This window comes from Phycisphaerae bacterium (genome assembly GCA_035384605.1).
GTDB lineage: Bacteria > Planctomycetota > Phycisphaerae > UBA1845 > PWPN01 > JAUCQB01.
Genome location: DAOOIV010000139.1, coordinates 1 through 12,368 on the forward strand (window position 1 = coordinate 1; position 12,368 = coordinate 12,368).

8 protein-coding genes are annotated in these 12,368 nt (G+C 61.4%); all 8 read left to right on the top strand.

Annotated features, from left to right (window positions below; translation table 11 throughout):
• On the top strand, positions 1-723 hold a 723-nt coding region (locus PLL20_19690; protein ID HPD32223.1), incomplete at its 5' end, for a PEP-CTERM sorting domain-containing protein.
• Between the two features lie 140 nt (positions 724-863).
• Entirely contained in the window at positions 864-1,751 is an 888-nt protein-coding gene (locus PLL20_19695; protein HPD32224.1) for a PEP-CTERM sorting domain-containing protein, read from the top strand.
• Positions 1,752-2,322: 571 nt separating this feature from the next.
• Entirely contained in the window at positions 2,323-5,871 is a 3,549-nt protein-coding gene (locus tag PLL20_19700) for a hypothetical protein (GenBank protein HPD32225.1), read from the top strand.
• A 159-nt stretch (positions 5,872-6,030) separates the two neighbouring features.
• Positions 6,031-7,530, top strand: a complete 1,500-nt coding sequence (locus tag PLL20_19705) for a cellulase family glycosylhydrolase (GenBank protein ID HPD32226.1) — start codon at positions 6,031-6,033, stop codon at positions 7,528-7,530.
• A 30-nt stretch (positions 7,531-7,560) separates the two neighbouring features.
• Positions 7,561-8,967, top strand: a complete 1,407-nt coding sequence (locus PLL20_19710) for a prolyl oligopeptidase family serine peptidase (GenBank protein HPD32227.1) — start codon at positions 7,561-7,563, stop codon at positions 8,965-8,967.
• A 14-nt stretch (positions 8,968-8,981) separates the two neighbouring features.
• Entirely contained in the window at positions 8,982-10,325 is a 1,344-nt protein-coding gene (locus PLL20_19715; GenBank protein ID HPD32228.1) for a hypothetical protein, read from the top strand.
• Positions 10,326-10,348: 23 nt separating this feature from the next.
• On the top strand, positions 10,349-11,797 hold the full coding sequence (locus tag PLL20_19720; protein HPD32229.1) for a hypothetical protein: 1,449 nt from the start codon (positions 10,349-10,351) through the stop codon (positions 11,795-11,797).
• Between the two features lie 4 nt (positions 11,798-11,801).
• Positions 11,802-12,368 (top strand): hypothetical protein (locus tag PLL20_19725; GenBank protein HPD32230.1); only part of this gene is annotated, 567 nt, incomplete at its 3' end.

A 12,368-nucleotide genomic window follows, 5' to 3' on the forward strand; every position in this document is an offset into this window, starting at 1 on the left:
GGCACCAGTTGGCACGACGTGCTCAACTGGGATGACTCGATTCCGTCGGCCACGACGTGGGATGTCAATAAGACGGGTGAACAGGGCACCCCCGGCAATCACAATATCCGCATTACGGCAAATGGCACCTGCGGCAGCGGGACGATCTATAACCAGCCCGGCTATACCGTCAACATGACCGTGGAAAACGGCGTCACGATGACCAACAGCGGGGCGCTCAACTATTACGCAGCGGGTCTCTTCACAGTCAAGACCGGCGCCTTCTACGACATGAGAAATGGTCAGCTTGCCATCGAGCACAGCAACCTCACCACGGTCATTGAAGACAACGCGCATCTTTACTGCAGCACCTTGCGGCACAACAACGGCACGAAGGTGGATGTGTATGGTTTGCTGGAGGCCTGGAGCGTAGGCCGGATATCCGCCGACCCCGGTTACAGTCTCAACGTGTACGACGGCGGGGAGTTCGTGGTTTACAGCGGCGTCCCCGTCGGCCCATGGAGCAAGGACGGAGTGGTTACCATGTTCATTGGTTCAACGGTCACGCTCAACGGCGATCACTCGGCGCCGTTGGATTACCTGGCCAAGGTTCGGGCGGGTGAGCCGGGTACGTGGCAAGTTGAGTATTCCAATGGCTGGACCACGATCATGCTCGTTCCCGAGCCGGCATCGCTGCTGCTGGGTCTGTGCGGTCTGGCGATGTTCAGGAGACGCGGGGCCTGAGGGAGGGGAGTAGGCGTTCAGGCGTGTTTAATGTCAGTGAGGCGAAAAGCATCGAGTATGCTGCGTGGTCGTGGTGATGGCGACTGCTCTTGTGCGGGCATGTTCAGCCAAGCCACGCCAGCAGAAAGGAGGATAAAGCAATGGTGAAGAGAAGTGTTGTTGTTGGGATGGTTGTTCTGGCCTGTGCCATGTTTTGTGGCTGGGCGTCGGCGGCGGTGATCGTCTGGAACATGGGCGAACAACTCAACGACGCCGGCAAGCAGACTTGGGCCATGACAAAGGTTGGAGACGGGTATGGGGATATTGGCGCCGGCGATTTCAACCCCCCGACCAACGCGGGGGTCAACCCGATCGTGCAAGGTCCGTACACCGCGTTCTCGCGATTTGTGGACTCCGGCAGCTATGGGAATGACGGGTTCGTCATGAAGAACACCGTCGGCACGCCCATCGGTCAGACTTTCACGATCGACATGATCGTCAAGGGCGAGCGGAAGCTCAACTCCACCGGCCGATCCATGGGGTTGAGAGTCGGCAACTCCGGCGCCACCATTAGCGCCGGCGTCGGAATCGAGCCGGGCACAGTCTTTAACCCGGCATTTGACGGCAACGCGTTATGGATGACGTGCAGGAACGGCGCTTACATTCCGCACGGCGCCCTTTTCCTCAAGACGACGGACGCTTTTGAGTGGCGCGCCGTTCGGATTACCGCAAACGGCAACGGCACCGTCACGCTCTATGATTTCCTGTATGGAGCGGCGGGCTACGTGGGCACTGTGCCAGAAGGCGGCTATTGGACTAATCTGCCAGCGGGTGCTGGCGGCGAGTTGGACGCGCTCGGCTTCCACCTCAACAGCCTGTCGGGCGGGACCGTGACTTGGAGCGGTTTCTCGCTGCTGGGCTTGGCGATGAATACTGACACGGCGCTGGACGGGACGACTCCGTTCATGCTCGCGGCCATTCCGGAACCGGCCAGCTTGTTGCTGTTTGCCTTGTTTGGCGGGTTGACCCTGATTCGAAGACGTCGCTGACGTTGTCGGATCGTGAACACAAGGGCTGTTTTCTCAAACAGCCCGAGTAACAAGAACAGGAAGCACCGGTCACAGCCGGTGAGCCATGGGCGGCGGCGGACGTTGTTGCCGGGTAAGGCAAGCGACGGGAGGGCCGTTGTTGGCGAGTTGGTTTCAGCGGGTTGGCCGCTGAACAAGCCCCTGTGGCGATACCCGGATGGCAGGGGCGGCAGTGGTATTTGGTATTACCTGACTCCGCAACGGGGGCACAGTGCCGGATGCGTCCGAAGACGCAGCCGGGGGCAGCGGGTGTTGTGGGAACGAAAGCGCTCCCGCAACGCCCGCATTTAATCTCTATCCGAGGCCCAGTGGGGATCGACCTGCCGCCGGGTCCGGCGATTCGGGCTGGTTTGCGGCGCCGTCGTGGGGTGCAAGGTTGGCGCCCGCCTTCTCAAGCTGCGCGGGGCAAACAGGCCTTCAGCGTGACGGGCGGGATCAGGGTCTTGCACCGGCAGGAGTTGACTGTGGCAAATGTGCCGGTCGAACCTGCGTGGGACGGGGCATTGTTGGGTGTAGCGGGCGAGGAGGAGCCATGACGGTTGATCGATATGCGCGGACCCTGCCGGTCTGTATCACATTGATCCTCACCCTGCCGGCAGGCGCGGCCACACTGGGCATTTCCGCCGACGGCCGGTTTTTCACTATTGACGCGGTGCCGACCTATCTGCTGGGGGTCAGTTACTATGGTGCTCAGACCATCAACACGCCCGGCTTCGTGACCCAGGATCTCGACGACATGGTGGCCCGGGGATTCAACTGGATCCGGGTCTGGTCCACCTGGGATGCTTCCGACACAGGTAGCGGCGATTGCTCCGTGCTGAGCCCGGCGGGCATAGTGCGCGAACCCTACATGACCCGCCTGAAAACGCTCATTGCCGAGTGCAACAGCCGCGGGATCATCGTCGATGTCACCATGTGCCGCGGTTCCGGCGGGCCGAACAACCTGGCCGAGCACTTGGCTTACGCTCAAGCCCTTGCGACTCACCTCGCCTCGTACACGAACATCTACTTCGACATCGCCAACGAGTGCGACGTGGGTGATTCGAGGTACGTGCCGCCGTCGGAGATCACACAGATCGTCGCCCGCTGCAAACAGTACAAGCCCGGCGTGCTCTGCACGGCCTCACAGGGGGCCACCAGTGCCTCCGATCTGTACAACAAGTACATCGCCACCGGGTGCGATTTCATGGCTCCGCACCTGTGCCGCGACCAGGGCTGCGCCGCTCAAACGTATGGAACCGTCACCGACTTCATTGCTTGGATGAGCCAATATGGCCGCCGAATGCCCGTTCATCTGCAGGAACCCTTCCGTCGCGGCTATGGAAGCTACAATCCCGTCCTGGACGATTTCCTTACAGATTGTGCCGGCGGCAAGAATGCGCAAGCAGCAGGCTGGTGTTTCCATAACGGCTGGAATAACGGCAACCGACCCTATCGGTGCTTCGACATGAAAGACAGCGAGGGACGGTTGTTTGCCCAGATTGATTCTGAGGAATGGCGGGTGGTTAACCAGGTATACGGACACATCAGCGGCACGGCGCTGGCATCGGGGGCGCCGGTGATTCGGGAAGTCGCTCCTGATCCAGCCACTACAAACGTTGGCGTCCAGTACTTCCGGCAGATGGTTCTGACTCAGGGCAATCCCTGGCCGGCCTGGTCGATCCTGCAAGGGCCGAGCGGAGCCCAGATCAACAGCAAGGGGCAGGTGTCTTGGACCCCGACTTCCGCCGACATCGGACAGACCCGCACCTTCGAGGTTCAAGCCACCAACACCAATGGCTCCGACACCGAGACCTGGCAGGTGATCGTGCAAACCGGACCGGTCGCCACGTTCGAGGCCGAGGGGGCAGGCATGGGGCACCAGATCGGCCGTGCGATTACCGGCGGCTGGCGAGCCGTCGTGACCGACACAGTCAACCTGTTCAGCACCTACGGGCCATATACGACAAGCCTGCCGACGGGCCCGCTGGTCGCGAGGTTCCGGCTGCGCGTGGACAACAACACCGCCGACAACGCGGGTGTGTGCCAGCTCGACGTGCACGACTTTGACGGAGGCACGCTCCTGGCCGGTCCGGTCACCATCACCCGGCAGCAATGGACTCAGGCCAACGTCTACCAGTCCTTCGACCTGAGTTTCGTCAATCCCGGCAACAACCATCGGCTGGAGTTCCGCACGTACTACCTCGGAGCTGCCCAGTTGGACGAGGATAAGATCGACATCTGGTATAGCGACGGCAATTATCCTCCGTCGGTCAGCGCCGGGGCCGACCAGCAGGTCTCCTGGCCCAGTGTCGTCAATCTTGACGGAACGGTCACCGACGACGGCTTGCCCAATCCACCCGGCGCGACCACAGTCACATGGAGCAAGGTCAGCGGGCCGGGGACCGTCACCTTCGGCAACGCCGGCGCGGTGGATACGACGGCCACATTCAGCATTTCGGGTGTCTATGTGTTGCGGCTCAGCGCCACGGACTCGATGTATACCGCCACCGACGACGTCACCATCTATGCGTCCGGCGCCGGCGATTTCGTCATCTCGGCGGAGGCATTCATCGGTTCCGGAACTCTGGGCGATACGCAAAACGCCTGGCAGCTCGTGCACGGACGGTGTGACTCGGCCGGCAATCTCCACGTGGTCTGGTACAAGAACGGAGCGATTGCGTATCGGGTGAGACTCGCCGGCGGGACCTGGGGCGCCGAGGAGACGGTTCCCGATTCGTCCGGCATCAACCTGGACGGGCCGCGCCTGGCGGTCACGCCCGGAGGGGACGTGCACGTCTTCTGGAACCCGCCGGCGTGGAACCCGCTGTATTATTCCATTCGCACCAGCGGCGGCTGGGGGGCCCGCCAGACCCTGATCTACAACGCTAACGGTGATCACGCTTCCACTCCCGTGCCGGTGTTCCTCGCCGACGGGCGGCTGTTCCTGATATGGCTGCGTTGGGATGGGACGGACAACTGGTACTACCGAATCAAGACAGGCGGAACGTGGAGCTCGGATCAGCCTGTGAGTCCGCATATGTATGACGGCTACGCCGTGGTCACCGACGGCTCGAACAACGTCTATGCGGCCGGCCGGGTTCTCGGCAATCCGCACCGGGCAGGGTACCAGGTGTGGAACGGCACTTGGGGAGCGGTGCAGACGCCCGCCACAGACGTTAATCAATGGGTGGGCGGAACGCACATCGCTTACCGCTCCGGCTCGCCTTTGGCTCTGACCTTCGCCGGTTACAACGAGAGCGGAGGCGTCTGGTATATCGAAGGCGTTTACAGTGTTCTCGTCGGCCAGCCTTCCGTTCGGCTGACGCAGGCAACCCGGTGCGGGACGTCCGTGCGTTGTGAGGACATCGATCCCAAGGTCGTGTACGATTCGCAAGGCAATCATTACTACGTGTGGACCGACGGGGACCAGCTCCGCTACGCGATTCGCAAGGCCGATGGAACTTGGTACGCCAAGGACCAGAACTTCCCCGTCGGCGGCGGCAAGCAATACTTCCCCGATATCACGGCCTTCGGTGACACGGTGCACGTTCTGTGGGAGGACAGCCGTGGCGGCATGTACCATGCCACAATCATGCCCCCCGGCGGCAACTCTGCTCCGCAGGTGAATGCCGGTCCGGACCAGACGATCACCTTGCCGGCCGGCGCAACCTTGGATGGAACGGTAACCGATGACGGTTTGCCGAACCCGCCGGGACAAGTGACCGTGACCTGGAGCAAGCAGAGCGGGCCTGGGGAGGTCATCTTCGGCGACGCTCACGCCGTGGACACGACCGCGTCGTTCAGCCAGGCGGGCAGCTACGTGCTGAGGCTCTCTGCCACCGACTCACAACTGACCGGTGAGGATGATGTGACCATTGTGGTGAATGCCCCGGATATCCCCGACTTTGACGGCGACAATGACGTGGACCAGTCCGACTTCGGTGTGCTGCAGCAGTGCTGCAGCGGTTCGGCCAAACCCTACGCGCCCGGGTGCGAAGGCGCCGACCTCGATGACGACGGGGATGTTGACCAGAGCGATTTCGACGCGTTTCTGACCTGCCTGGGAGGGCCTGGGCAGCCGGCTCAGTGCGGACCTTGAGCCGTTCGCGGGCCGCGTGAGGCGGAGGTGAACAGCGGGACGGGATGTGATCGCCAACGCGACAGCGGGACAATGAAATGCCTGAAGAACCATCCTGTTGATTGCAGCAGGCGGCTTGCCCCGAGGCGCGGCTGTGCGCCCGGCTCAGCATGGGGGCGCGTGACGAGCGTGTTCACGGCGGCGATTCTTGGGGCCATGCCGGGGGGCATCGGCGCCTGGGGACAGGCATGTCCCAAGGAGGCCTCTCCGTACGGCATCAATGCGCACGCGCCGGAAGGCCAGTCTGTTTCCCGGCTGCTCGATGAAGTCTGCGCGTGCGGGATTGACTGGATTCGGGTCGATTTCGTATGGGCATGGATTGAGACGGCCCAAGACAGCTTCAACTGGGCAAGGTATGACACAATCACCTCAGCGGCCAGGGCGAGGGGTCTGACGATCTTCGCAACCATCGGGCACACGCCGGCATGGGCCACCGACGGCAGTGAAGGCAGCGGAGTGCCTCGCAGCGCCGCAGACTACTATGACGTGTGCTATCGGGCTGCGCTGCGCTACCAGGATAGCGTCCGTCATTGGGGAATGTGGAACGAGCCGAACCTTGACGGCTTCTGGGCGGGCACGCGCCAACAGTACATCGACATGATCCTGAAGAATGGTGCGGACGCGGTGCACGCGGCCAATCCGGCAGCCAAGGCGTGCGGGCCCGAGCTGGCCCACCTCACATCGGGTGACCAGGACTGGTATGCGTGGCTCGCTGACTGCATCACCCAGGCGGGCAGCAAGCTCGACATCGTCACCCACCACGTTTACTGCAGCAGCGGATATGCCAGTTGCACGGACAAACTCGAAAAGGCCCCGTTCTGGCCGTGGGACCCGCCGTCAGTCAAACAGGTGCTGCAGAATGCCGGATGGTTCGGCAAGCCGTTCTGGCTTACCGAGATCGGTTGGCAGAGTGGCAGCGTGGGGGAGGCCCAACAGGCGACGAACTATACTGGGTTCCTCACCGACTGGTTCACGGGCAAGTCGGGGCGTGGATGGGTTCACAAGGTATTCTTCTATGAACTCAACGACACCCAGGCGTTTCCGGACCTGTCATGGGGTATTCTGGGGCCTGACCCGACCTACGCGCGAAAGCCATCCTTCACCGCCTATCAGAGCTTTATCACCGCCCATCCGGCGCCCGCACCCCTGCCGGGGCAGGCATATGATCCAGAACCTGCTGATCTTGCGGCGGGTGTGAGTTTGACGCCGCAGCTCCGCTGGACGGCGGGCGACTGCGCCGAGTCTCACAGTATTCATTTCGGTCTGACGAACCCGCCGCCGTTCGTTGGCAATCGGACAACGACTAACTTCGCTCCCGGTACACTGAGTCCTCAGACTATCTACTATTGGCGCGTTGATGAGGTCAACTCCGCCGGAACCACCACCGGGACGGTATGGCGATTTCAGACCGGCGCCGCTCCAGGGGATTTCGACTCGGACGGCGATGTCGATCAGGAGGATTTCGGGCATTTCCAGGCGTGTTTCAGCGGCCCGGCGCAGCCGTTCACGCCTGGTTGTGGCAACGCGGATATCGATGATGACGGCGACGTGGACCAGACTGATTTCGGCTTGTTCGAATCCTGCATGGCAGGTCCGGACCTGCCGCCGACGTGCAGCTAGGTTCGCGACCGACAGTATCGGGGACGCAACATGATCACCTGGCGAACCACCATGTCGGTAATTGCCCTGGCGGGCTTGCTTGCCACCGGAGTGGTGCCGGCAGAACCGCCTGACGGCACCGTGTTGCACTCCGCGCCGTTTGATGAGGAAGAATTCTCCAAGTGTGGATCGCTGAGTCCGCGAGGACAGATCGTATTGCGCCAGAACACCTATGATTTCGCTGATTACTATCTGTACGTGCCGGCTGGAGCCGTGCCGGAAGTGCCTTTGCCATTGGTGATCACCAGTCACAGCACAGTGACCACGGCCGACGAGGAAATCGGGCTCCAGCCGGACCCCACATGGGGCTGCTGTGAGGAATCGCCCTATCCGCACACGAGGTGGTATGAACTGGCGGAAAACGCCGACAACGTGAACCGCCACAACCAGTGGTTTGTTGTGGCGGCGCCGGCCATGTCCAGCGCCAACGGCGGGCTGGTCGAACCTTGGACCGGCGAGTTACAGGCAACCACCGATGAGCGGCGGCTTCTGGCCATCTACGATCAGATCGTTCACACGGAGGCAGCGGCATATGGCTTCGCCCTTGACGCGAGCCGCGTCCTGCTGACCGGATGGTCGGGGGGCGGCATTCCCACGTACTACGCCGGCGTGCGTCACCCCGAGATCTTCAGCATGATCGTCTCGCGGCAGGGCAACGTCGACGAAGACATGTTTGACACGGCCGCCGTGCCGCTCAACACCAATCTGCTGGTCGCCATTCTCAATGGCCTGACCGACACGGTGGTGCCGCGATCAAAGCATGAAGCCGCGCAAGATTGGCTGATCGGCAACGGTTACCCGCGAGTCTTCGTTTCGCCCGCCGATCCGCACATTCGCGATCTGCCGGATGCCGAATTTCCCGATGTGCCCTCAAATCACTATTGCCACTCGCTCGTCACGTTCGACACGTTCATGGATGCGATGCCTCCTGTGGGACCCGTGATCGCTGCCGTGACGCCATCGCCGGAGATCGTGACGCCTGGGTCGCAGTACCAAAGACAACTGAGGCTCATGCAGGGGACCCCACCTGTCGAGTGGTCTGTTCTTCAGGGTCCGACCGGCATTCAGGTGAACGCCGCCGGCCTGGTGAGCGGCTGGGCATCGGGTGTTGCCGATCTCGGCGAAACCTTTTCGTTCGAAGTGCAGGCGGACAACTCCATGGGGTCCGACGTGGTCACCTGGCAGGTTCGCGTGTTGTCAGCGTGCGATTTCGATAAGGATGGCGACGTGGATCAGGCGGATTTCGGCCATCTGCAGGGCTGCCTGTCGGGACATGGGCAGACTTGTTCGCCGGAGTGCATCGACGCCGATCTCTCCTCCGACGGAGACGTCGATGAGGTTGATTTCGGCCTGTTCCAAGCCTGTTTGGCCGGACCGGATTGCACACCCGGCTGTTGATGGGAGGACGCTAAGTGAGACAGCTCTTGTTGCCATCGTTCATCGTCTGCCTTGCGGCGGGGACAGTTGCATTAGCCGATCCTGTCAATCCTGCCGCCTCAACTCCCGCCGGCGAAACGCTCCCGCCGGGATACGTCCGAGGCGACGTCGTGAGCTATTCATACGTTCCCAATCGGTACTGGACCCGGGCGGAAGCCTTCGGCATCTGTCCTTACTTGTTCGAGTACGGGCTGATAAAGTGGGAAAGCGACGCACCCCTCGAGACGTTCCATGCCGAGAACATCAGGCGTATCGACATGGTCAGCAAGTGGTCGACGGTCATCGGGCTATGCAACCGCCACAGAGAATGGCAGGACGAAGTCGTCAACTTGATGATCCGCTGCTTTCGGAACCGCCAACTGATTCTGCTCCCGGCCCGCCCGAGCCCTAATAAGCCGGAGAAGGACTCTTTCAAGCATCTTATTGCACTCTTGGAGAGGCTATGGAAGGACCGCGACAAGACCCTGGTCAGTCCCGAGGGCGACCGTGCGACCGGCCGGCAGTTGATCAACAACATTCTCATGGCCGATCTGGGCGATGAGGGTCTCAGCATTCTCAAGACGGAGGGATTGACCAAGCTGAACCAGAGGTTTGACAGAGAGATTCGTAATCGGCTGATCGATGGCCAGCGCCCGTTCCGTCACATCAAGACCTGGTACAACGAGGTTCATTGCGGCATTGGCTGCTATGCGGCCAACCAGGAAGATCTGGCCAAGGGCAAGGTGAAATGGCCGGCGAACTCTGAGTTCATCGGTGTTGACGTTTATCACTACTGGAGTTTTGACCATACCCCTTTTGACCCGGACGATCCCGGGGTACCGCGCGACCGAGTGCTTCAGCACGCCATTGCCTGGCAGAACGTCATCACGAAATACTACGGCCCCGATTTCCGCGTAACCGCGGGTGATGCCTGGGACCACAAGCACAAGAACGACACCCACGCCATGCTTCAGGCGATCGACCTGGCCGGGGCCAGCCGGGCGATGATGATCTATATCGGCAACACGCAGTATGTTGTCGGCTCATGCTACACCACGCCGATCGAGACCATGGACGCGTTCTACGACTCGGTGAAGGCCGGCCCCTGGGTCGGCCTGAGCTGGTGGGTGTTTGACACCGGCGGCGTCGGCGGGGGAACGCTGGATTACCTGGACGGCACGCTCCGGCACTACACGCCGGCCAACAAGAAGGGGAAGCCCTACACGACGGCCGAGCTGGAAAACTACCGCAAGCGTTTCATCGCTTCGCGCATGCGGATGTTCAACGACGTGGTGTACAACCAATTCGGATACCTCAACGGCCCGGCACCGAAGCAGTAGAGGACGATAAGGACGCACGCAACATGCATAGAGACTACGGTCCGATGTGGGTGAAGGCTGTTGCTCTGGTCGCCGTGATGGCCGCCGGTCCTGCCGGCTTCGTGTTGGGAGCGGGGGCGGATGTCAGAACATCCTCGCGGCCGGCGGGGGAGCGAGCCGAGGGGTTCCCGCCAGGCCACGTTCGTGGCGATGTGGTCAGCTACTCGTACGTCCCCATCCGGACCTGGAGCCCCAGCGAAAGCATAGGAATCCTGCCCTACCTGTTCGAGTACGTTCTGACGACGCTCGACGACCGCAAGCCCCTTGAAGCGTTTCACGCAGAGAACATCCGCCGGATCGACATTGCCAGCCAATGGTCCACCGCCATCGAGCTCTACAACCGACGTGTCTCGTATCGTGACGAGATCATCAATCTGATGATCCGATGCCGCAGAAACCGCCAGTTGATCATCCTGTGGGGCCGCCCGTCAGCCAGAAAGAACGACGACAAGGACACTTCCAGGAGTCTCACTGAGATCCTCGAGAAACTCTGGGCCGACAGGGACAGGGAACTGGTCAGCCCGGAAGGGGACCGCGCCACCGGCCGGCAGCTCATCAACAACATCCTGGCCGTCAGCCTCGGAGATGAGGGCGAATGCGGCCTGGGAACTCAAGGGCTCGAGAAGCTGTTCGCGGGTTTTGACCGGAACGTGCGGCTGCGTGAGATGGATGGCCAACGTCCCTTCAGCCATATTAAAGGCTGGTACAACATGCTCAGCTACACGGCGCTCAACTACAACGGTTGTTATGCGGCCAGCCAGACAGACGTGGACGAGCACAAACGCGTCAAGCTGCCGCTGAATACCCAGGCCATCGGCGTGGATGCTTACCACTACTGGGGCCACAAGCACAGCCCGTTCGATCCCGCGGATCTGTCCATCCCCCGGGCGAAGGTGCGTGCCCATTCGGAGGAATGGCAGCGGATTCGCACCCGATACTACCCTGAAGGTGTCCAAGTGCGGGTCTGCGAGAACAGCGGCGATCCCCAGACATGGACGCCCGAATGCTGGAGCGATACACACGCACTGATGAGCGCCATCGAGCTGGCCGGCGCGAAGAACGTCATGATGTGGTACATCGCGGCGTGCGGCCAGATCGAGGGCCAGAGCTACACCACGCCCATCGAGACGATGGAATCGTACTACGAGCATCTCAAGGCCGGACCGTGGGTGGGCCTGTCCTGGTGGACCTTCGGTGGTTTCCAGGAGGGAGGCGAACACGGGGCTCATTTCATCGGAGGCATCGAGTACTACGATCGGGTCCTCAAGCATTACACACCGCAGCATCCCGAGGGTGAGCCCTATTCGGCCGAGATGCTGGACTACTGGCATCGGGAGTACGTGGCGCTCAAGATGCGCATGTTCAACGATGTGGTCTACAACCAGTTCGGCCACCTCAACGGCCCCAGACCAATAGCCCAGAGCAAGGAGTAGATCGATGTGCGGGAAGAACGGTTGTCTCTTCTCTGCTATGGTCATGGTATTTGCCGCGGTCAGTGCACAGACCCAGGGCGGCGTCTGGCGAGGTTCGACGACGCGGCCGTCGGGGGAGAAGCTGCCTCCCGGCTACGTCAGCGGGGATGTCGTCAGCTACTCCTACGTGCCCATCCGCACTTGGACCCCCAAGGAGGGCATCGGGATCCTGCCATACCTCTTCGAGTACGACGTGATGCTCTGGAGCGGAAAGCAGCGACTGGAGGACTTTCACGCCGAAAACGTTCGCCGGATCGACATTGCCAGCCGGTGGTCGACCGCCATGCCGCTCTACAACCGGTACGACTACTATCGCGACGAGATCATCAATCTGATGATCCGCTGTTTCCGCAATCGTCAACTGATCATCCTCAGCGCCACCCCGAACACCAGGGACAAGGAAAAGGACGCTCATACCAACCTGATCGCGATTCTGACGACCTTGTGGCAGAACCGAGACAGGGAACTGACGAATCCGGAGGGAGACAAGGCAACCGGCCGGCAGCTTATCAACAACATCCTGGCCGCCAGC